At 71.6% G+C, this 20,432-nt stretch carries 24 protein-coding genes and 1 tRNA gene; 13 read left to right on the forward strand and 12 right to left on the reverse strand.

Annotated features, from left to right (window positions below):
- Positions 1-93: 93 nt before the first annotated feature.
- Both KPL78_RS02430 and KPL78_RS02435 read left to right on the forward strand, forming a co-directional pair.
- A complete protein-coding gene (locus tag KPL78_RS02430; RefSeq protein ID WP_219761139.1) occupies positions 94-426 on the forward strand; it encodes a hypothetical protein in 333 nt (110 codons plus the stop codon).
- A 75-nt stretch (positions 427-501) separates the two neighbouring features.
- The gene (locus tag KPL78_RS02435; RefSeq protein ID WP_219761141.1) at positions 502-1,470 is read left to right on the forward strand and encodes a D-2-hydroxyacid dehydrogenase; all 969 of its coding nucleotides are present in this window, start codon (positions 502-504) and stop codon (positions 1,468-1,470) included.
- Between the two features lie 44 nt (positions 1,471-1,514).
- Here the strand turns inward: KPL78_RS02435 and KPL78_RS02440 are convergent, their stop codons facing one another.
- On the reverse strand, positions 1,515-1,811 hold the full coding sequence (locus KPL78_RS02440) for a DUF1330 domain-containing protein (RefSeq protein ID WP_219761142.1): 297 nt from the start codon (positions 1,809-1,811) through the stop codon (positions 1,515-1,517).
- A 159-nt stretch (positions 1,812-1,970) separates the two neighbouring features.
- On the opposite strand from KPL78_RS02440, the gene KPL78_RS02445 reads away from it, so the two are divergent.
- Positions 1,971-3,359, forward strand: coding sequence for a M20 family metallopeptidase (locus tag KPL78_RS02445; protein WP_219761144.1), 1,389 nt, complete (start codon positions 1,971-1,973; stop codon positions 3,357-3,359).
- Between the two features lie 115 nt (positions 3,360-3,474).
- Entirely contained in the window at positions 3,475-4,110 is a 636-nt protein-coding gene (locus tag KPL78_RS02450) for an EF-hand domain-containing protein (protein WP_219761146.1), read from the forward strand.
- A 311-nt stretch (positions 4,111-4,421) separates the two neighbouring features.
- Here the strand turns inward: KPL78_RS02450 and KPL78_RS02455 are convergent.
- Positions 4,422-4,496 (reverse strand) — tRNA-Val (locus tag KPL78_RS02455).
- 95 nt (positions 4,497-4,591) lie between these two features.
- Here KPL78_RS02455 and KPL78_RS02460 point away from each other — a divergent pair.
- Positions 4,592-5,380: a DUF3108 domain-containing protein gene (locus KPL78_RS02460; RefSeq protein WP_219761147.1), complete on the forward strand. Its 789-nt coding sequence runs from the start codon at positions 4,592-4,594 to the stop codon at positions 5,378-5,380.
- A 147-nt stretch (positions 5,381-5,527) separates the two neighbouring features.
- Here the strand turns inward: KPL78_RS02460 and KPL78_RS02465 are convergent, their stop codons facing one another.
- Positions 5,528-7,174 carry a hypothetical protein gene (locus KPL78_RS02465; protein ID WP_219761149.1) on the reverse strand — a complete coding sequence of 549 codons (1,647 nt, stop codon included), beginning with the start codon at positions 7,172-7,174 and terminating at the stop codon, positions 5,528-5,530.
- A gap of 133 nt (positions 7,175-7,307) precedes the next feature.
- Here KPL78_RS02465 and KPL78_RS02470 point away from each other — a divergent pair, with 133 nt between their 5' ends.
- The gene (locus KPL78_RS02470; protein ID WP_219761151.1) at positions 7,308-8,000 is read left to right on the forward strand and encodes a JAB domain-containing protein; all 693 of its coding nucleotides are present in this window, start codon (positions 7,308-7,310) and stop codon (positions 7,998-8,000) included.
- A 337-nt stretch (positions 8,001-8,337) separates the two neighbouring features.
- Here KPL78_RS02470 and KPL78_RS02475 read toward each other — a convergent pair whose 3' ends face one another.
- The 6 genes from KPL78_RS02475 to KPL78_RS02500 form a co-directional block, all read right to left on the reverse strand.
- Positions 8,338-9,096: a DUF6065 family protein gene (locus KPL78_RS02475; RefSeq protein WP_219761152.1), complete on the reverse strand. Its 759-nt coding sequence runs from the start codon at positions 9,094-9,096 to the stop codon at positions 8,338-8,340.
- A gap of 74 nt (positions 9,097-9,170) precedes the next feature.
- A complete protein-coding gene (locus KPL78_RS02480) occupies positions 9,171-9,377 on the reverse strand; it encodes a hypothetical protein (RefSeq protein WP_219761154.1) in 207 nt (68 codons plus the stop codon).
- Between the two features lie 316 nt (positions 9,378-9,693).
- Positions 9,694-10,053, reverse strand: a complete 360-nt coding sequence (locus tag KPL78_RS02485) for a DUF2155 domain-containing protein (RefSeq protein ID WP_219761155.1) — start codon at positions 10,051-10,053, stop codon at positions 9,694-9,696.
- Positions 10,050-10,268 carry a hypothetical protein gene (locus KPL78_RS02490; protein ID WP_219761157.1) on the reverse strand — a complete coding sequence of 73 codons (219 nt, stop codon included), beginning with the start codon at positions 10,266-10,268 and terminating at the stop codon, positions 10,050-10,052. Before KPL78_RS02490 ends, KPL78_RS02485 begins: the two co-directional genes overlap by 4 nt.
- A complete protein-coding gene (gene mlaD, locus KPL78_RS02495; RefSeq protein WP_219761159.1) occupies positions 10,265-10,774 on the reverse strand; it encodes an outer membrane lipid asymmetry maintenance protein MlaD in 510 nt (169 codons plus the stop codon). Before mlaD ends, KPL78_RS02490 begins: the two co-directional genes overlap by 4 nt.
- A gap of 17 nt (positions 10,775-10,791) precedes the next feature.
- The gene (locus tag KPL78_RS02500) at positions 10,792-11,127 is read right to left on the reverse strand and encodes an NADH-ubiquinone oxidoreductase subunit NDUFA12 family protein (protein ID WP_219761161.1); all 336 of its coding nucleotides are present in this window, start codon (positions 11,125-11,127) and stop codon (positions 10,792-10,794) included.
- Positions 11,128-11,285: 158 nt separating this feature from the next.
- Here KPL78_RS02500 and KPL78_RS02505 point away from each other — a divergent pair, with 158 nt between their 5' ends.
- Positions 11,286-12,788: a TSCPD domain-containing protein gene (locus KPL78_RS02505; RefSeq protein WP_219761162.1), complete on the forward strand. Its 1,503-nt coding sequence runs from the start codon at positions 11,286-11,288 to the stop codon at positions 12,786-12,788.
- Between the two features lie 23 nt (positions 12,789-12,811).
- A complete protein-coding gene (locus tag KPL78_RS02510; RefSeq protein ID WP_219761164.1) occupies positions 12,812-13,276 on the forward strand; it encodes a RidA family protein in 465 nt (154 codons plus the stop codon).
- 273 nt (positions 13,277-13,549) lie between these two features.
- Here the strand turns inward: KPL78_RS02510 and KPL78_RS02515 are convergent, their stop codons facing one another.
- Positions 13,550-13,885 carry a hypothetical protein gene (locus KPL78_RS02515; protein WP_219761165.1) on the reverse strand — a complete coding sequence of 112 codons (336 nt, stop codon included), beginning with the start codon at positions 13,883-13,885 and terminating at the stop codon, positions 13,550-13,552.
- Between the two features lie 166 nt (positions 13,886-14,051).
- The gene (locus KPL78_RS02520; RefSeq protein WP_219761167.1) at positions 14,052-15,242 is read right to left on the reverse strand and encodes an MFS transporter; all 1,191 of its coding nucleotides are present in this window, start codon (positions 15,240-15,242) and stop codon (positions 14,052-14,054) included.
- A gap of 193 nt (positions 15,243-15,435) precedes the next feature.
- On the opposite strand from KPL78_RS02520, the gene galU reads away from it, so the two are divergent.
- Genes galU through KPL78_RS02535 form a run of 3 tightly spaced genes read left to right on the forward strand, consistent with a single transcriptional unit; the run spans position 15,436 to position 17,621 of the window.
- On the forward strand, positions 15,436-16,308 hold the full coding sequence (gene galU / locus KPL78_RS02525) for a UTP--glucose-1-phosphate uridylyltransferase GalU (RefSeq protein WP_219761169.1): 873 nt from the start codon (positions 15,436-15,438) through the stop codon (positions 16,306-16,308).
- Complete coding sequence (locus KPL78_RS02530; RefSeq protein ID WP_255568518.1) at positions 16,301-17,215, forward strand: polysaccharide deacetylase family protein; 915 nt, start codon at positions 16,301-16,303, stop codon at positions 17,213-17,215. Before galU ends, KPL78_RS02530 begins: the two co-directional genes overlap by 8 nt.
- A gap of 55 nt (positions 17,216-17,270) precedes the next feature.
- Positions 17,271-17,621, forward strand: a complete 351-nt coding sequence (locus KPL78_RS02535; RefSeq protein WP_219761171.1) for a DUF4087 domain-containing protein — start codon at positions 17,271-17,273, stop codon at positions 17,619-17,621.
- 72 nt (positions 17,622-17,693) lie between these two features.
- Here the strand turns inward: KPL78_RS02535 and KPL78_RS02540 are convergent, their stop codons facing one another.
- A complete protein-coding gene (locus KPL78_RS02540; RefSeq protein WP_408904473.1) occupies positions 17,694-18,809 on the reverse strand; it encodes a D-alanyl-D-alanine carboxypeptidase family protein in 1,116 nt (371 codons plus the stop codon).
- Positions 18,810-19,231: 422 nt separating this feature from the next.
- On the opposite strand from KPL78_RS02540, the gene KPL78_RS02545 reads away from it, so the two are divergent.
- Positions 19,232-19,729, forward strand: coding sequence for a phasin family protein (locus KPL78_RS02545; RefSeq protein WP_219761175.1), 498 nt, complete (start codon positions 19,232-19,234; stop codon positions 19,727-19,729).
- 270 nt (positions 19,730-19,999) lie between these two features.
- A complete protein-coding gene (gene clpS, locus KPL78_RS02550; protein ID WP_188970123.1) occupies positions 20,000-20,341 on the forward strand; it encodes an ATP-dependent Clp protease adapter ClpS in 342 nt (113 codons plus the stop codon).
- The last annotated feature ends 91 nt before the right edge of the window (positions 20,342-20,432 follow it).

Below are 20,432 nucleotides of genomic sequence, written 5' to 3' on the forward strand. Positions count from 1 at the left end.
CGCCGGCGCGGCGGCAATCATGGCTGCGAGGCGCGCGTGATCTCGCGCCGGTCCTTGCAGGAGCGGGGCGAGCATCTTAGGCTAATTTCTACCATGGATAGAATTTCGCCCTGGGTTCTGCTCCTGTCGCTCGCTGCGCTTCCGGCCGCGGCGCAGACGCGCAGCGTCGTGGTGCCGCCTGAGAGCAGCGTGGTCATCGGGCCGCGCGGTGCGCCGCCGCCCCGGTTGCATCTGGCCCCGGCGCCCCGCCCGCAGCAGCGCATGGTGATGGTCGCCCCGTCGGGCGAGACCCTGGCAGGGCCCTCGGCCCTTGCCGCGGCGGGTCTTGCCGCGGCGGGTGCGGCCGCGGCGCTCTTCGCCGGCGCGGGGGGCGGCAGCAGCGGCGGCGGGTCGGCGACGGCCAGCACGGCGGCCACGCGGCGCTGATCGCGGGCCTCTTGCGTCGGCGCAGGGCCGGGGCCAGGGTCGCGCCCGTTTTTCGAACCGGGAGTCCGCCAACCCATGCTGCCGCCGAGCGACCAACTGACCGTGCTCTTCGCCCATGTCGCCTATCGCTTCGGGGACCGCTTCGCGCCGCGCGGCACCGGCATCCGAGTCATCGAGGCGCGGTCCCGTGAGGAACTCGACGCCAACATCGCCCAGGCCGATGTGCTGGTGTGCTCGGGCATGTGGCGCAACGACCTGCCGGCCATCGCACCGAAGCTGCGCTTCGTGCAGTCCTGCTCGGCCGGCACCGACCAGTACGACCGGGAGGTCCTGAAGAAGGCCGGCATCCGGCTGGCGAGCGGCCAGGGCATCAACGCCAATGCGGTGTCCGAACACGCCATCGCGCTGATGCTGGCGCTGCTGCGCCGCATCCCCGAGGCGCGCGACAACCAGGCGAAGCATGTCTGGCGCGGCATGCAGGGCGACTTCGCAAAGCGCGAGGACGAGGTCGGCGCCAAGACCGCGATCGTGGTCGGCCTGGGCCGCATCGGCGGGCGGATCGCGCGCCTGTGCAAGGCCTTCGGCATGAACGTGATCGGCGTGCGCCAGAATGTCGCCGGTGGGCCGGAAGGGGCCGATGAGGTGCATTCCTTCCGCGACCTGAAGACGCTGCTGCCGCGCGCGGATGTGCTGATCCTTGCCTGCCCGCTGACCGACGACACCCGCGGGCTGATCGATGCGGAAGCGCTGGCGCTGCTGAAGCCCTCTGCGCTGTTCATCAATGTCGCGCGCGGCCGCGTGGTCGATGAACCCGCGCTGATCGAGGCCTGCCGCAAGCGGTCCTTCGCGTTCGCCGGCCTGGACGTGACGGCCGACGAGCCGCTTCCCGGCGACAGCCCGCTCTGGGACATGCCGCATGTGCTGATCACCCCGCATACCGGCGGCGAGACGCATATGTACGAGGACAACGTCCTCGACTTCATGGTGGAGAACATCGCCCGGCTGCAGCGGGGTGAGGCCACCCTGGTCAACCAGATCGTCTGAGCGGCCGCTCGATCCGGGCGTGTCGCGGCTATCGTCCCGCAAGGCTATGCGGGACGATAGCCCTCGACGAAGACGACCTGCGACCGCGTCGTTTCCGAGCGGAGTTTGAGGAGCGGCGCGTATTCGGGGCTGTGGTAGAACGCCTTCGCGGCCTCCAGCGAGGGGAACTCGATCACGACGAAGCGGTCCAGGCCGAACTCCCCTTCGAGGGGATGCACCGTCCCGGCGCGGACCAGGAAGCGGCCGCCATATTGTGCAATCACGGCCGGGACCTGCGCCCGATAGGCCGGGTAACGCTCGGGGTCGGTGACCGTGATGTTTGCAACCAGGTATGCTGTCATCTTGTTGCCCTCGCGTGGCTGACGTCCCCCCGGACGCGCGGAGGCTAGCACACCAATGCCTCCCGGAAGGCGCTGACCGCCGCTTTGCGCTTCGGCCAAAGCGGGGCTAGGGGAACGGCGACGGCTCCGGCATCCGGCCGGACCCATGTGGAGTCAGCAATGCCCACCCGCGAAGGCGCCCTGTCCCGCGCCGCCTCCTTCTTCGACGATGGCGGCTTCAAGTCGCTGCTGTCCGATCTCGTCGCCATCCCCTCCACCGCGCAGGAGGAAGGCCGCGAGGCCGATCTCGACCGCTACCTGAACGGCGCGATCCGGCCCTGGCTGGAAGGGCTGGGCTTCACGGTGCAGGTGCGGCCGAACCCGCGCGAAGGCTTCGGCCCGATCCTGACCGCCGCCCGCATCGAGGATCCGTCGCGCCCGACCGTGCTGCTGTATGGCCACGGCGATACGGTGCGTGGCCTCGAGGACCAGTGGCGCGCCGGCCTCGAACCCTGGAAGCTGATCGAGGAAGGCGACCGCTGGTACGGCCGCGGCACGGCCGACAACAAGGGCCAGCACGCGCTGAACATCGCCGCCCTGGAAGCGGTGATCGCGGAGCGCGAGGGCAAGCTCGGCTTCAACGTGAAGGTGGTGCTGGAAATGGCCGAGGAGCGCGGCTCCACCGGCCTCAAGGACTTCGTCGCCGCGAATGCGGACGAACTCGCCGCCGATGTGCTGATTGCCTCCGACGGCCCGCGCGTCGAACCCGGCATCCCGACCATCGCGACCGGCACGCGCGGCACCTTCCACTTCGACCTGGTGATGAAGCTGCGGCCCGGCGGGGTGCATTCCGGCCATTGGGGCGGGCTGACGCGCGACCCGGCGATCCTGCTCGCCCATGCGCTGACCACCATGATGGACCGTAACGGAAAGGTGCTGGTCCGTGGCATCCTGCCGCCGTCCCTGTCCAATTCCGTCCGCGCCGTGCTCGATGGCTGCCCGGTCGGCGGCGGCGACGGCGCCGCGACGATCGACGAGGGCTGGGGCGAGCCCGGCCTCAGCTCCGCCGAGAAGATCTATGGCTGGAACAGCCTGATCGTCCTCGCGATGGTCTCCGGCCGGCCGGAAAACCCCGTCAACGCCGTCGCCCCGGATGCGCGCGCGCACATGCAGGTCCGCTATACGGTGGACAGCGATCCCACCACCTTCGCCAAGGCGGTGCGCGACCACCTCGACGCGCACGGCTTCCAGGACATCGCGGTGGAGAACGCCTTCATCCGCATGCCGGCCTCCCGCACCGATCCGGATCATCCCTGGGTGCGCTGGGCGCAGGCCTCGATGCAGAAGTCGCTGGGCAAGAAGGTGCAGATCATCCCGAATTCCTCGGGCGGCCTGCCGGGCGATGTCTTCGTCGACCACCTGCACGTGCCGCTGGTCTGGGTGCCGCACAGCTACAATGGCTGCAAGCAGCACGGGCCGGACGAGCACTACCTGATCGCCCCCGCGCGCGAAGGCATCCTGGCCTTCGCCGGAATGTGGTGGGATCTGGGCGAGGCGGGCACGCCCTGACCATCTTCGGGTTACGCTTCCTCACCAGTATTGTGCGGTGGCGCAATGCCGCCGTTACACGGCAGGGCCAGTTTCCTCACAGCGGTGTAAGGCCGCGGAGAGAAAGGACCTGAGGATGCGTAAGACGACGATCACGGCTCTGGCGGCGGCCATGGTGGCGGGCAGCATGGGCCTGGCGATGGCGCAGCCGGCCCCGGGCACCCCGCCGGGCCCGCCCCCGGGCGCGCCGGGTTGGGGTGGTGGCCCGGGCCCTGGCCGCGGCCCCGGCGGCTTCGGCCCCCATCACGGCCCGCGCGGCGCCGGCGGCTTTTTCCTGGGCGAGGCCTTCGCCCGTGCGGATGCCAATGGCGACGGGCAGGTCTCCCGCGACGAGGCGATGGCCTGGCTGCAGGCCCGCTTCGCCGAGGTCGACGCCAACAAGGATGGCGGCGTGACGATCGAGGAGGTGGTTGCCTTCATCCAGGCGCAGCGCCCCGAAGACCGCCGCCCGATGCCGGAACGCGCGACCGAGCGCATGCAGGAGCGCGGTGGGGTGGTCTTCCGCTTCATCGACGTGAACCTGGACGGCAAGATCAGCATGGACGAGCTGCGGCCGATGGCCGAGGCAGCCTTCCGCGCTGCCGACGCCAATGGTGACGGCTCGCTGTCGCGGGACGAGGTGCGCGGGCATCGCGGCGAAGGCCGCCGCGGCCCGCCGATGCGCGGCCCGGGGCAGCCCGGTACGCCGGGCCAGCCGGCGCAGCCGCGCTGAGTGTCTCGGGAGGGGCTTTGCCCCTCCCGAACCCTTCCCACCAAAGGCCACAGGGCCTTTGGAAACCGTCACCTGGCGCTGTGCGCCACGGGCGGAATGGCGCCGAGACCCGCATCCGCGCCCGAAGCGCGCCTGGCGGGCGCAGAGCGCCTGTCGTGCCCAACATCAGAAGATTGCGGTCCGGGATGCCCAGCATCCTGGTGGGGTGAGGTCTGGAGCGGGGCAAAAGCCCCTCTTCAACGCCCACCGACGCGGCAGGAACCGTTCAGCCGCGCGGGCCGCTCATGCATGACATCGGCAATCGGAGGGAATGGTGGGCGCGACAGGGATTGAACCTGTGACCCTTCGCGTGTGAAGCGAATGCTCTCCCGCTGAGCTACGCGCCCATCCAGCAGGGAGCGCGGACATAGAAGCGGTGGGGTGGGGGTGTCAAGCGGTGCTCCCCCTTGTTCCGGCCGGCGAATGCGCCATTCTTTGATTCATGCTGCCGCGCCTCGCCGTCGTCGTGCTGGCCGGAGCCGCTCTCGCGGGCGGCGTGCCCGGCGCGCGCGCCAATCCGATCGAGGCCGAATACCGCGTTACCCAATCCGGCCTGCCGGTGATGGATGTGCAACTCGCCATCCAGCTGACCGAGGCGTCCTACCGGCTCACCAGCATTTCCCGCGCCCGCGGTCTGGCGCGGCTATTCCTGCCTGCCGAGCAGCGCGCCGAAGTCCAGGGCGGCCTGGTGGGGAGGCAGGTGCAGCCGTTGCGCTATGTGGCGGAGGGCAACTGGCGCAGCGGCACGCGACGGACGATCATGGATTATCTCGGCGGCACGCCACGACTCGCAGTGCTCGAACCGCCGGAGGGGCCTGACCGCATCCCGGTGCCGCCGGAACAGCGCGAGGGCACGATCGACACGCTCTCGGCCCTGGTCCGCCTGTCGCTCGACGCAGCGGCGACCCGGCGGTGCGATCTGGCGGGCTCGGTGTTCGACGGGCGCCGGCGGCTGGAATGGACCTCCCGCACGCTGGGCACCACCGCGCTGCCGCTGACGCAGGGCCAGCCGGCGACGCCGGCGCTGCGCTGCCAGCTCGAAAGTCGTCTGGTGTCGGGCTTCCGGCGTGAGGACGATCCGGCCCAGGCCGGCCGGCCGCGGGAGGCCGAGGCCTGGGTCGCCCTGTTCGGCGCCGGCCTGCCGCCGCTGCCGGTGAAGGTGGAATTCCCCTCGACCTTCCTCGGCGCCATGCGGCTCGACCTGGTACGGGTCGGACGGGCGGATCCGTAGGGCTCAGAGACCGTTTGAGAATGCGCCATGCGGCGCATGCTTGATGCCGGCACCGGGCCCTTACCCCCACCCGGCCACTCATCCAGGATACTGTCGTTGGGTGACCGGTTGGGGTGCGGGCCGGTGCCGGCGTGCTCAAACGGGCTCTCAGGCTACCCCGGCCTGGCGCAATCCGCGCAGGAAGTGGTCCATGTCGCGCCGCCGCACATAGGGTGCGGCGCTGCGGAACCGCGCCACGGTGAAGCCCGGATCGAGTTCCAGCAGCCCGCGCACCAGCGGCCGCGCGTCCTCCGCGCGTCCCAGATGGCCAAGCGCCGCGATCTGCGCCCGCAGCGCCGCGGTGAAGCGCGGCTGGATCTGCAGCACCGCGCGGCCCACCCCGATCGCGGCGTCATGGTTGCCGAGCAGCATCTCGACCGTCGCGAGTCCTGCCTCGGTGAAGAAGGCATGCGGGTTGCGCGGCAACAGGGCGAGCGCCCGGCGCAGATGCCGCCGCGCCGTGTCCAGCTCCCCCGCATAGGCATGCGCCATGCCCGAGAAGGTCCAGGCCGCGGGCAGCGCCGGGTTGATCTCCAGCGCCTGGCGGGTCAACGCCAGCGCCTCGGGGATCTGGTGGTGCAGGAAGCCCCGCACATGGCCGGCGATGGCGAGCCCCCGGGCGTCGCGCGGATCGAGCAGGACCGCCTGTTCCGCCGCCTGGCCGGCGACGGCGAGCGCCTCGCGTTCCAGCGGCGCCCAGCCCTGGCCCACCATCAGCACGTTCCAATAGGCAAGCCAGGCCTGGGCCGAGGCGAGCCGTGGATCGCGCCGCGTCGCGGCGACCAGCACCTTGCCCGCACGTTCGAAGGCATCGCGTTCCAGCCGGTAGATGTCGGGGACCACGCGCAGGACCATCTCCTGCGCCGAGGCCTCGGCCAGTGGGCGCTGGGTGGCGCGCTCGGCTTCCAGCAGCAGCAATTCGTGTTCGAGCCGCGCGCAGGCCCGGGCGGCGACCTCCTCGGCGAAGCCGGACGGTCCGGTCTCCTCCGGCGCGATCACCGAGGACCAGACCACGGCACCCCCGCCGGCGACATCGACCAGACGCAGCGAGACCTGCGGCCTCTGCCCGGCCAGATGGATGTTGCCGGCGAGCATGTAGTCCGGGCTGGGCGGGCTGCGCCCCGGCATCTCGACCAGCACGGAGATCGAGCGCAGCGCGGACAGCGCCGCAAGGATCGCGTCCGTCGCCGCGACGTCGATATGCCCCGCCCGCGCGCCCGCCAGGTTGCTGAGGGGCATCACCAGCACGCTGGTCCGACGTGGCGCCGACGGCGTGGTGCGGTCGGCCTGGGGGCGGGCCTCGTTCGCCGCATCACCTTGCCCGGCACGGTCGAGCCAGTCGTCGAGCTGCGGGTCGATGCCCCGCAGTTCCGGCAGGAAGGGCCAACCCGGGTTGCGCACCGGGATCTCCACCGCGACGGCGTCGGGATCAAGCCAGATGGTGGCCTGGTCCGCGCCGATGATGTCTGCCCCCGCCGCGGACAGCAGGGCGCGCAGATCGTGAAGCACGTCGCGCAGGCGGCCCAGGCCGTGGCGCGCCTCCGTCCCCGACCACAACAGGCCGGCGAGCAGCCGGCGCGGCATGCGCTGCCCCGGCGCCAGCGCCAGCAGGGCGATCAGGGCACGCGGGCGGGGCCCGCCCGGCAACAGGGGGCGGCCCCCGGGATCGGTGATCTGCATCGTGTCGGCCAGTCGGATGCGCAGCCGACCGTCGATGACGGACGGCGCCTGCTGCGGGGAGCCGACGCTGGACAACGCGGAACACCTCCCGATCGGTGATCGCGCCGACGACATTCCGACGCCTGCCGACGCTGTTCCGATGTGCCTCAATGCGCGGAAAAGGACAAACAAAATTCACCAATTAGTAGAATTTGGCTGGAGACCCCTGATGGATGCCCACGCCTGCCAGCCGGTCGTGATCGCCGCCCCGCCCATGTCGATGCGCAGCCGCACCTCCTGCGCCGCCCGGGGAGCGGTCGAACCGGAAGATCGGGAAGTGCTCTATGCACTGCTCGTTCCCTGCCTCGGCTGCATCGAGGCGGCGGAGGCGATGGAGGCGCTGATCGCGCGCTATGGCAGCTTCGCCGAGGCCGTCGCGGCCAGCCTGCGCGACCTTGCCATCATGCCGGAAGTGGGTGAGGCGGGGGCGGCGGTGCTGCATGCCGTGCAGATGGCGGCGCGGCGGCTCGAACGGCAGCGGCGCGGACGCATGGTGGTGCTGGCGCAGCCCGCCGACTGGGTGGCGCATCTGCGCCGCGGCGCAACACGGCTGCTGCCGGGCGAGATCCACGCCCTTTTCCTCAACCGGCGTGGCAGGTTGCTGGCGGAGGAGACGTTGGGCGCCATCGCATCGTCGGCCGCGCCGGGCCTGGCAATCCGCCGCGCCCTGGCGCTGGAGGCCGAGGGGATCGTGCTGGCGCGCCGCTGCGGGGAAAGGGAGCCTGTGGCATCGGAGAGCGACCTGGCGATGATGCACAGCCTCGATCAGGCGGCGATGGTGATGGGATTGCGGCTGCGTGACGTGCTGTTGCTGGGGCGGGCGGGGCACGCCTCGCTGATGGCCCCGTCCAGGCCGGGCTGACGGCCACATGTCCCTGGTGCCAGCGGCGCCGTTTCCCGTTCTGTCGCGCAGGTAGGCGCTCGGTCCCCCATGCGCGCGGGGATGAGGCGCTGACGGAGACGGAGAGGGGGCGCTGCCCCTCTCCAAACCTCACCCCGCCATAGGCCACAAGGCCTTTGGTGGGGTGGGGCTTCGGGGGGTGGCAAAGCCCCTCACCGTCGCGTCGGGGGCCCTATCCTCGCGCTCATGGGCCAGATCTCTTCCCCGCTCTGCCCCCGCCAGGCGCTTTGTGCCTGCGGGGCGTCGCCGGCCATCAAGCGGGGGCTCGGGAGGTGCGTGCACGGAGCCCCCGGGAGGCTCACCCCGCTTCCGCCCGCCGCCGCTTGCGCACGTCCGCCGCGTCGCGGCCCAGCGGGCAGCCGCCGCCGCGGCGCGGCGCGACGATGCTGCGGTCGTAGTCCGCCCATTCCTCGGCGCTCAGCGCCTCCAGACCGACCGCCACCGGCGCGTCGTTCAACGCGGCGTCGGCGTAGGCGGCGCGGGGGATGGGCTGGACCTGCAGGAAGGGCATGTCGCGGCGGAATTCGACCGGGGTGTGGGTGCGGGTCAGGCGCAGGTTGACGAAGAGTGGGCCAAACCAGCGATCGGCCTCGACGATGCCCTCGAAGGGCTCGAAGCCGGCGGTGCGCGGCAGGTTCACGGGTGGACGGACAAGCAGGGACCAGCCCGGGCGCGTGCGCGCCATCAGGCCCGACCAGAGGTTCAGCAGGCCGGGCTCGGGCAGCGCGCCGATGAAGGGGGGCGACCAGCCGCGGAGGGCCTCGGGGGCAGCGGCATCGAAGCGGTCGCGCAGGCCGGGGAACTGGGCGACGGACAGGGGGTACCAGGCATCGGCGCCTTCCCAGGTCCAGCGGGTCTCGCTGCCGTCCCAGACCACGGCGAGGTCCATCGGCGGGAAGAGGAACCAGCCGAAGGCCGAGGCGGTGGTGGAGGCCTCGCAATAGCGGAAGGCGCGGGTCGGCAGGGTGCCGCCGGCGGCGCGGTCGGCGCGCTGCGGCGGGCGGCCGCCCTCGGTGAGTTGCCAGAACCGGACCAGCGGCGTGGTGTCCTCGGTCATGCCGGGATGTCCCTTTTTCGTTGCGTTCCCCGGGAAGGCGGAGCCGCCCGGCGGTGACCGGGCGGCCCGGAGGCTCAGGAGCGGCCGAACAATGGCGAGAGCCCGCCCATCCGCAGCCGGCCGGCATCGGCGAAGAGCGGGGACAGGCCGCCCAGACGGAGCGTGCCGGCATCGGCGGCGGCCGGCGGGAAGAGCGGCGACAGGCCGCCGAGGCGCAGGGTCCCGGCCTCGGCGGCGGGCTTGGCGTCGGTGGCGGGCAGGGCGGGAAGGGTCTTGGTCATGGCGGGGGTTCCTTCGTGTCAGCGTGTGGCCTCGGGGGAGGCCGGGGGTCGCCGCGGCGCAGGCCGCGTCGGTGCCGCCGCCCGGAATGGGCAGGGCCGGGGATGCCGGCCGAAGCCGGGGCAAATATTCCCAATCGCCGTCCTGCATCGTGCGGGCCGGCGGTCGGGAACAAGCGGGATGTCGAGGAAAACGGAGCGGTGCGCCGCGGGCGCACCTCGCCCCTTGATGCGCCGGAGGCTATCGCCCCCGGTGCATGACGGTCAAGAGTGAATTCCTAGAACGCCAGAATGTGCGGAGAAAATTCCGCGATGCCGGTCAGCGGCACTCCAGCACGCGGAGGTCGTAGACCGGGTGCTCGAGCATACTGACGCCCGGCGCATTGGCGAACATCCAGCCGCGGAAGGCCGGCGGCGCGCCGGGGCGGGCGCGGCTGTCGGTCACCTCCATCCAGGCGGCGGCGTCGGGCACCTCATCCGGCGGACGCGCCTGGCAGGCGCGCACATCGATGGTCAGGGCGCCGAAGGTGATCGGCGTGCCGACCCGCGCCTCGAGGATGGTGATGCGCGCCGTCACCTTGTCGAGTGCCTGCAGCTTCGCGGTCTGCATCGGCACCCAGCCCTGGGCCGCGGCGGGCAGGGGCGCCATCAGCAGGGCGAGCACGAGCAGCCGCCTCATGCGCGGCGCTTCGGCGTGGTGAGGCCGGCGACCATCTCGGCCAGGATGCGGCGCATCGCGGCCTCGTCCACGCCCATCAGCACGGCATCCTCGAAGACGTCCTGCAGGGCCTGGCGGGCTTCCTCGTGATTCTCGGCGAGGACCTTCAGCTTCTCGCGACAGGAGAGCGGCTGGCCGTCGGCGCCGGGCCAGGTGGTTGGGGCGGCGGCCATCATTGCGGCGCGGCCGGCGCGGGGGCGGGGGCAGGTTGCTCGCGGTCGCGCTGCTGGTTCATCTCCGTCACGCTGAAGATGAAGCGGCCGAGCAGGCTTTCGAGGCTCACCGCGCTCTGGGTGATGGTGATCTCGCCGCCATTGGCGAGGTAGCGCTCGGACCCGCCGGGCACCAGCGCGACATACTTGCCGCCCAGCAGCCCTTCGGACTGGATCTCGGCCGAGGTGTCGGTGGGCAGGCGCAGCCCTTCCTCCACCCGAAGGGTCAGCACGGCGAGGAAGGTCTCGGGGTCGATGCGCTGGCTGACCACTTGGCCGACCTTCACCCCGGCGATGCGGATATCGGCCCCCTGGGCGAGGCCGTCGATGCGGTCGAACCGCGCGGTCAGGCTGATGCCGGAGGTGGTGAAGGCCCGCCCGCTGCCGGTGACGGCATAGGCCAGGAAGGCGATCGCCACGACGAGCACGACGGCGCCGGTCAGGACCTCGGCAAGGCTGCGCTTCTGCATGGGGCTGATGTCGGGGCTCAGCGCCCCGGCGTCCAGGCCTCATAGTCACCGGACGGTGCCTGGCCGGCGGGGCTCCAGGCCTGCGGCGTGCCGGTCAGGTTGGGCCGGTGCTCCTTCTGCCAGGGCTTCTTCGGCGCGTCCTGGGGCAGGGGCTGTTCGGTGGTGTGGTGGATCCAGCCCCACCACTCGGGGGGCACGGTGGTGGGGTCATTGGCGCCCGGATAGATGACGCGGCGCATCGGGCGGCCGTAGAAATCCTTGCGCCGGCGCGCCTCCCAATAGGTGTTGCCGACCTTGTCCTGGCCGACGCGGCGGCTGGTGAGGCGGATGAACAGGGCGTCGAACATGGCCATGGCGGCGCGTCCTTAAGCGGGAATGCCGGAAGCCCCCTGATGCCACAGCACGGGCCGGCGCGCAAAGCATGGGCGATCCACAGGATATTGGGGTCAGAGTCGCGATTTGGCACAAGATGCGGCTTCCGTCCCCGCGTCGGCGCTTATAGCATCGCCTCATGGCAGGCATGATCGGCACTCTGTGGGATGGTGTGGCGCTGCGGCGGATGCGGTGCGGGGCCGATCCCGATGCTCCCCTACGGCCCGTGGCCCTTCCGGCCGCCTGGGATGACGATGCCGCCGAGGCGTTGGCCGGCCTCGCCCCCGGCACCGGGCCGGTGGTCTTCCCGACCCTCGCCGAAGGCTGGATCCGGCGGGTGACCACCCGCGGCCGCCGCCTCGGCCTGCTGGAAAGCCCGGAGGAGGCGGACGACCTTGCCGCCGCGCTGCGCGCCCTGCTGCTGGCCCGCCGCGGCGCGCCGGGGATGGAGGTGTGGCGCGACCGCAAGGAGGAACCGCGCTTCGTCCTCAGCCTGCCGGCCTTCCTGGATGCGGCGGGTGGGTTCGACTCGGCGGGGTATGCGGCGGCGGTCGGCATGGCGGTGCGGGTGCTGGACATCCTGGGCAGCGGCCGGGCGCCGCGGCTGCGCGTGGGCTTCGCCGATCTCGCGGGGCTGCTGGCCGCCTTCCGCCTGCCCTATGACAGCGCCGAGGCGCGCGCCGTCGCCACCGCCATCGCCGCCCTGACGCGCGGCGCGGCGGAGGCCGAGTCGGGCCGCCTTGCCGCTCGCCACGGTGCGCTGCACCCGGTCGCCTTGATCTGGCCGGAACCGCCGGCCGAGACCGTCGTCCCGGGCCTCGCCCAAGCGGCGCGCGCGGCACTCGATATGGCGGCCTCCGCCCCCGGGCTGCGCCATGAGGGCTGCGTCGCCCTGGCCCCGGCCGATGCGGCCGAGGCCTTGCTGGGTGCCGAGACGGCTGGCCTGGCGCCGGCCCCCGGCGCCGTGCGCCCGGGCCGCGATGCCGATGGTCGGCATGTGCTGCTGCCGACCCGGGCGGCGCACCGTGCCGGTGCGGCCGCCGCCGCCCTGCTGGCCCCGCCGCCGCCGGCCGCCCGCGCGGCGATGGAAGCGGCGGTGCTGCCCTTCCTCGATGCCGCGCCGCCGGCCCCGCCGGCGATCGCCGCCGCGCCGCAGATCCCACGCCGGTCCGTGCCGCGCTCCGTTGCCGCCCCTGCCGCGCGCACTTGGCGCGTGACCATCGGCGGCGCCCGGGTCGCGCTGCGCGCCTCCGAAGATGATCGCGGCCGGCTGCGCGAGATCGCCTTCAGCGCGCCGCGCGAAGGGATGTCGGCGCGGGGGCTGCTGGAGGCCCTGGCCCAGGCGGTGACGCTCGGCCTCGGCAGCGGCGTGCCGCTCGATGCCTTCGTCGATTCCTACGCCTATGCGCCCGGCACGGGCGGCGTGGTGGAGGGCGACAGCGCCATCCAGCGCGCCACCTCGGTGCTCGACTGGGCATTCCGGCGGCTCGCCATCGACTATCTCGGCCGGGTGGACCTGCCCGATCCCGCCGAGGAGGAAATGCCGCTGCCGGTGGCCGAGAGCCAGCCGCCGCTGCTGCCGCTCGACCTGCCGGCGCAGCCGGCGCCGCGGCGCGGGCGTGGCTTTCGCCACGCCGCCTGACCACCCAGAAAGGACCAGACCCCATGGCCGGACGCATTGAGGAGCGCCTGAAGGCGCTCGGCATCACCCTGCCGACACCGGCGGCGCCGATCGCCAACTACGTGCCTTTCACCGTCAGCGGGTCGCTGGTGGTGATCTCGGGCCAGATCCCGCTGCGCGACGGGACCATCGTCTATACCGGCAAGGTGGGCGAGACGGTCACGCCGGAGGTCGCCAAGGAGGCGGCGAAGCTCTGCTTCATCAACCTGCTTGCGCAGCTCAAGGCGGCGACGGGGGACCTCGATACGGTGAAGCGCGTGTTGCGCCTGGGCGGGTTCATCGCGGCGCCGGCATCCTTCACCCAGCACGCGGCAGTGATGAACGGGGCGTCGGATCTCGCCGTCGAGGTGTTCGGCGATGCCGGGCGCCATGCGCGGAGCACGATCGGCGTGCCGTCGTTGCCGGGGGATGCCGCGGTCGAGGTCGAAGGGATGTTCGAGATCGGCTGAAACGGTTGGAGAGGGGCCGCGGCCCCTCTCGCCGGCCGCGGGCCGAGGGGGTGAAAGGCCCCCAGGGTCACCCCGGTATTGTTGCGGGAGGGGCTGGGCCCCTCCCGGTTCCACCGATCAGACGAAGCCGATGGACTCAGAGACCGTTTGAAAAGGCCGCGCCCCTACCCGGCCGCCCAATTCAGCATGCTGTCGTTGGGTGGCCGGGCGATGGGGGCGTGGGCCGGTGCCGGACCTGGACATGCGCCAATCGGCGCAGTTCCAAACGGGCTCTCAGAGGCCGCGATCGAGCCAGTCCGCGACATTGGTGGCGGCGCGGTGCGCGTCGGCCCCGACATCCTGCGCACCCCTGGCGAATGCGACGACGTCCGACACATGCTGTCGTTCCAGGGGAATGTAGGGCAGATCCTGCGCATCCGCCGATTTGGCGCGATGCGCGTGGATCGCGGCCCGGATTGCCCGGGCCGCGGCGACCAGGGCGTGGAAGGGCTGCTGCTTTTCCGGCGTGTCGAGCGTCGCGAGATGGTTGTCCTCGACATGCCGCAGCGTCGTGTCGAGGTCGCCCAGCATGTCCAGCGGGAACGGAACCTGCACTTCGTGTGGCTTCATCGTCGGGTGCTCCTTCTGCTCATCGACAGCCGTGGCCGGGATGGCGGGACAAGTCAACGACGACACGCCGTGTCCCGCGGATGTCTTTCTTCCGCCGGAAGCGTCCCGGACACCGGATGGCCGGGGCTCCTGCGCGAGCCGAGAAGGCGGCGGCGCCCCCGGCCGGTCATATCGCCGGCAGCCGCCGCAGCCCCGCGAGTTCCGATGCCGCCACCACCATCAGCGACGCCGTGAACCCCGCCGCCGCCAGCATCACCCCGCCTTCCGGCCCGAGCGCCCCGGCGAGCAGCGCGCCGAGCGGCCGCACCCCGTAGATCGCCACCTGCAGCACAGCCCCGACGCGGCCGAGCATCGCGGGCGGGGTCACGATCTGGCGGATGCCGGTCTGGCAGATCAGCCACATCATCGGCCCGAAGCCGACCAGGAACAGCGCGGCGAAGGGCAGCGCCACGCCGCCGGCCGGGGCGGCCAGCAGCAGGATGGGCGCCACCACCGACAGGCCGGGCCCGGCGAGCAGGATCGCATTCGGCCCGAAGCGCCGCTGCACGGGGGCTGCCGCGGCGGCCCCCGCGATCATCCCCGCGCCATACCCCGCCTGGGCCAGGCCAAGCCGCGCGGGATCGAGCCCGAGATGCCCCAGCGCGTAAGGCACGATGGCGGCGAGCAGCGCGAAGAAGGCGAAGTTCCAGCAGAGCGCGCAGCCGAAGATGCCGCGCAGCAGCGGATGACCGAGGACGAATCGGGCGCCCTCGGCGAGCTGCGCGCGGATCGGCGGACGCGTCGCCGTGACCGGGGCGGCGAGCATCGGCAGGCCGCGAGCGGCGGCGAAGGCGAGCAGGGCGGCGCCGATCGCGAGGCCGAAGGCCGCGACCGCCAGGCCTCGCCCGGCCAGCAGGCCGACCAGCGGCGGGGCGCCGAGGCTCGCCACGGCGCGGGCCAGTTCCAGGCGCGCATTGGCCGGGGCGAGGCCATCGGGCGGGGCCAGGGCGGGCACCAGGCTGCCCGCGGCGAGGACGAACAGAACCGTGCCGCAGGCGGCCAGGAAGGCCGCGAGGCCCAGCAGCGCCGGCGCGCCGCCCGCCACCGCCGGCAGGGCGAGGGTCGCGCCGCCGGCTGCCGCCAGGGTCGCCGCGCTCAGCAGCCGCGTGCGCCCGATGCGGTCGACCAGCAGCCCGGCGGGCAGCGAGAAGGCGAGCCAGGCCGCGGCCTGCGCGGCGAGCAGCGCACCGACCAGTTGCGGGCCGGCGCCGATCGCGAGCACGGCCACCAGCGGCAGCGCCGCCGTGACAAGCTGATCGGCGCCATGCAGTCCGAAGGCGGCGAGGGCGAGGCGGGAGAGGGGGGTTGCGGTCGGCATCGTTTCCGGTTCCGTTGTGCGCGACCGGCGTGCCACGCTTACGGAATCGGCGCCTTCCGGCGATTGCGCCGGCATGACACGCGAGAGCGGCCATGCAGTTGCAACCAAATGGTGAAGGCGTGCCGTCTTATTCTCGTCGCCCTGGCGTGCTTTCTTGCCGCGACGCAATCGGAATCGAGGGGATGTGTTGTCCGTGACCCTGAAGCCTCTGAAAAAGGCCGTGCTGCCCGTCGCTGGCCTCGGCACCCGCTTCCTGCCGGCCACCAAGGCCCTGGCGAAGGAGATGCTGCCGGTCGTCGACCGGCCGCTGATCCAATATGCGGTGGACGAGGCGCGCGCCGCCGGCATCGAGCAGTTCTGTTTTGTCACGGGCCGCGGCAAGACGGCGATCGTCGAGCATTTCGACGTGGCCTATGAGCTGGAGCGCACGCTCGAGGCGCGGGAGAAGACCGCGGAGCTGAACGCGCTGCGTGCCCAGGCGATGGTGCCGGGGTCGATCGTCACGGTGCGCCAGCAGGTGCCGATGGGCCTCGGCCACGCGATCTGGTGCGCGCGATCCTTCGTCGGCGAGGACCCGTTCGCCATCCTGCTGCCGGACGACCTCATGATGTGCGAGACGCCCTGCACGGGGCAACTCGCCGAGGCCTATCGCGAGACCGGCGGCAATGTCGTCGCCATCGAGGAAGTGCCGATGGAGCGGGTGAACCGCTACGGCGTGCTCGATGTCGCCGAGGACAAGGGCAAGCTCGTGTCGGTGAAGGGGCTGGTCGAGAAGCCGCCGGTCGAGCAGGCGCCGTCCAACCTGACGATCATCGGCCGCTACGTGCTGATGCCCGAGGTGATGCAGCACCTCGCCAAGCTGGAGAAGGGCGCGGGCGGGGAAGTGCAGCTCACCGACTCCATGGCGAAGCTGATCGGCAGCCAGCCCTTCCACGGTTTGCGCTATGAAGGCCGGCGCTACGATTGCGGCGACAAGGCCGGCTTCCTCGAAGCCCAGGTCGCCTTCGCGCTGAAGCGGCCGGACCTTGCGCCGGCGATGAAGGCGATCCTCAAGGCCTATGCCTGAGGCCCGCCTGCCCGGCGGCATGCCGCCGGCGAGCCGCGACCTGGTCGGCTACGGCCCCAACCCGCCCGATCCGCAATGGCCGGGCGGGGCGCGGGTCGCCCTGTCCATCGTGGTGAATGTCGAGGAAGGGGCGGAGTTCGGCATCGGGTCCGGCGACGGACGCAACGAGGCGAATCCGGAGACCGGGATCGTCACCCAGGGCGCGCCTGATCCCTGCACCGAGGGCCATTTCGACTATGGCGCGCGGGTCGGGCTGTGGCGGGTGCTGGACCAGTTCGATGCCTTCGGAGTGAAGGCGACCTTCTCGGCCTGCGGGCGGGCGGTGGCGGTGACGCCGCAGCTTGCGGCGGCGCCCGCCGCGCGGGGGCATGAGGTCAGCGCCCATGGCTGGCGCTGGGAAGCCCATGCCGGGATGGAGGAGGCGGTCGAACGGCTGGTCATCGCGCGCACCGTCGCGACGCTCGCCGAGCATGGCGGCGCACGGCCGGTGGGATGGCACACCAAGGGCGCGCCGTCCGGCAATACCCGGCGGCTGCTGATGGAGGAGGGCGGCTTCCTCTACGATTCCGACTGCTATGACGACGACCTGCCGCGCATCGCGGCGGGGCCGGCGGGGCCGCATGTCATCCTGCCCTATGCCTTCGACACCAACGACATGCGCTTCCGCACCGGGCAGGGCTTCGCCTTCGCCGAGGATTTCGCGCGCTACTGCATCGCCGCCTTCGACCGGCTGATGAAGGAAGGCGGGCGAATGATGTCGGTCGGGCTGCATCTGCGCACCATCGGGCGGCCGGGGCGGATCGCGGGGCTGGAGCAGTTGCTCGCCCATGTCGCGGCGGCCGGGGATGGCGTCTGGGTCGCGCGGCGGATGGACATCGCGCGGCACTGGCTGAAGCGCTTCGGATAGCGCCGGGGCGGCTGGCACCACCGTTCCGGCGCAATGCTGCGCTGGGAGCGGGGTGGTGCGGTCGGTCTGGCTGGTACTGGCAATCGCGGTGATGAGCGCATTCGCGGATGCCGCTGAGCGCCGCTGCGGATGGCTGCGGAACCCCGGCCCGGCGAACTGGGTCCTGGAGGATCGCGATGCGCCCTGGGACCTCCGGACCCAGGGGCGGCCATTCGCGCCGGGCATGCTGCCGGTAACCGGCATGACGGATCGCGACTGGGTGCGGCCGCTCGGCGGGCCTTATGGCTATGGGTGCGCCTGCCGCACGGTGGACGCCGATCCGGCCGCGCGCCGGGTGCCGCGGATCCGCGCCGCAACTGCCCATCGCGCGCTGCGAGGCGGACCGATCGTTGCCGCCGCGGGGTAGCGCCAAGCGCACGCGGCGAATGGCGGCCGCGAGCCGGGGCTCTCCGGCCGCTGTTCCGGCGCTAGCCGACCTTTAGCGCTGGGCCGCCGTGGCGCCCGAGCGGCGCACCGGCGCGGGCAGGCTGTTGCTACGGCGCGCGCCGAGGGAGGTGGTCGAGCGGCTGCCCTGTTCCGGTACGACCACGCGGGTGCGCTGGACCACGGGCCGCGCCATCGCCTGGCGCGCCGGTGGCGTCGGGGTCGCGGCACGCCGCGGCGTGCTAACCGCGCGCCGCGCCGCAGCGGCGGCGGTGCTGCCTTGGCCGGGACCGACCTGCCGTGTGGTCGCCGCGCGACGGGAAACGGTGGCCGCACGCGCTGCGCCGACCGCCCCGGTGGCCGCCGCCGCGGCCATCAGCGCCGATGGCGGCCGCGCCGCGACACCGAGCCGGGCGAAGCCCTGGTCGAGCAGCGCGCCCATGTGTCGGTCGCGTTCGACCCAGGAGGAGCCACCCATGGTCACGCCGACCAGGCGCACGCCGTCGCGCTGGGCGGAGGTGACGATGTTGAAGCCGGAGTCGCGAATGTAGCCAGTCTTTATGCCGTCCGCGCCATCATAGTCGCCGAGCATCCGGTTGTGGTTGCGGATCATCTGCCGCCCCCAGGCGAAGTGCATGGTGCTGAAGTAGCGGTAGCGGTCGGGGAAGTCGTGGATCAGCCGCAGGCCGAGCGTCGCCATGTCCCGCGCCGTGGTGACGTTGTCGGGGTCGGGCAGGCCGGAGGCGTTGCGGAAAGTCGTGCGTGACATGCCGAGGGCGCGGGCGCGCAACGTCATGAGCTGCGCGAAGCGTTCCTCGCTGCCACCCAGATGCTCGCCGACGGCCGAAGCGACGTCGTTGGCGCTCTTTGTCACCAGGGCGAGAATCGCCTGTTCGGCGGTGAGCGTCGCACCCGGCGGCAGGCCAAGCTTCGAAGGCGGGCGCGAGGCGGCCTCGTCGCTCATGCGGATCGGGGTGTTGAGCTGGACGCGGCCCTCGCGCAGGGCCTCGAACAACATATAGAGCGTCATCATCTTGGTGAGCGACGCGGGGTAGCGTTGTTCGTCGGGGTTCGCCGCGATCAGGACGGTGCCGGTGCGGGCATCAACGACCATGGCGGAATAGCGCTCGCTGCCGATCTGGGCCGCAGCGGGGAAGGCGGTCAACCACACGGCGCACGCCGCGAAGAGGGCAGCGACCCCGCGCCAGGGGGCGCGGCGAGAGCGGGTCGGGCGCGATCGGGCGCTCGATGACGTCATGCAGAATCCCCCTGGGTCCGGCGCGCCTGGGGCGCGGCGGGTCACACTCGCGCGAAAGATAACGGGCCCGGTCCGGGTAGTCCACCGCAAAACGGCACGGAGTTCGTTTCCGGGCAAGGGTTTACCTTCCGTTCTTGGGGCAAACCGTTACCGACACCTGCGTGCCATTGCATGAAGGTTTTTTGTGCGGCGCAAAATAACACTTGCACTCAGACCGTCACGCCGCCTAAACGATAGCCATGTTGCAGCGCAGCAAGACGGTCCGGAAGCCCGGGCCAGCCCGGCAGAACGGCGCCGTCCAGGCGCCCGAAACGATTGAGGAAAGGACCGAAGACATGGCTGAAGCCAAGACCGATGTGAAGAAGCTTGCCGCCGAGGGCACCGCCCAGGCGCAGAAGTTCGTGACCGAAGGCGCGGAGAAGGCCCGCGCTGCGATGGAGAAGGGCATGGAGCAGATGACGAAGGGCGCCGAAGGCTTCATGAAGGCGGCCGAGGACGTGGCCGAGTTCAGCCGCGGCAATGTCGAGGCGGTGACCAAGGCCGCGCAGACCTGGGCGACCGGTGCGCAGGACCTCGCCCGCCAGGCGATGGCGCTGGCCCAGGGCCTGACGGACCACACCCTCGAGGGCGCGAAGGCGCTCGCGGCGGTGAAGAGCCTCAACGAGGCCGCCGAGATCCAGACGAAGTTTGCGAAGGCCGCGGTCGAGAAGACCGTCGCCGAGACCGCGAAGTTCCAGGAAGCCGTCTTCAAGCTGACCGAGGCCTCGGTGGCTCCGCTCAGCGCCCGCATGACGGCGGCGATGGAGAAGTTCGCGAAGCCGCTCGCGGCCTGATCGCAACGGGACTACGGCCGCTCCGTCCGAACTTCCCTCCCCTCCCACCCAGGACGGGGTGGCCACACGAAGGGCCCGGCATCCGGTCCGGTCTCCGCATCAGCGGGGACGGGGCAGGGGCCGGGCCCTTCCGCGTCTTGCACCGGGCACGGCGCGGCACAATCTGCGGCCGGCATGCGGTCAGCCCTTCACCTCGCGCCGCACGCTCCGATATCCTGCATCGCGGCGGGTGACTTTGACGCCGCTGCCAAGGGAACCACTTCTGCAGCCATGAGCGATCCGGACAAGCGCACGGGGAACGGACAGGGCAACGACGGGTCGCAGACCGGCGTCGTCGTCAAGGCGCGGCCACGCACCAAGAAGCCCGCCATGTACAAGGTTCTGATGCTGAACGACGACTACACGCCGATGGAATTCGTCGTGCATGTCCTCGAACGCTTTTTTCAGAAGAACCGCGAGGAGGCGACGCGCATCATGCTGCACGTCCATCGTCGCGGAGTCGGCGTATGCGGCGTCTTCACCTACGAGGTCGCCGAGACCAAGGTGACCCAGGTGATGGATCTGGCGCGGCAGAACCAGCACCCTCTGCAGTGCACGATCGAAAAGGAATAGGGAAAAGGGGTCGCAGAAACCCCGGGAGAAGCCCACATCACGTCTGGATACACGGTGCGATCCCGGTCCGAGGGGACCGGTGCACCATCGA

Source organism: Roseomonas alba, assembly GCF_019430885.1.
Taxonomy (GTDB): Bacteria; Pseudomonadota; Alphaproteobacteria; order Acetobacterales; family Acetobacteraceae; genus Neoroseomonas; species Neoroseomonas alba.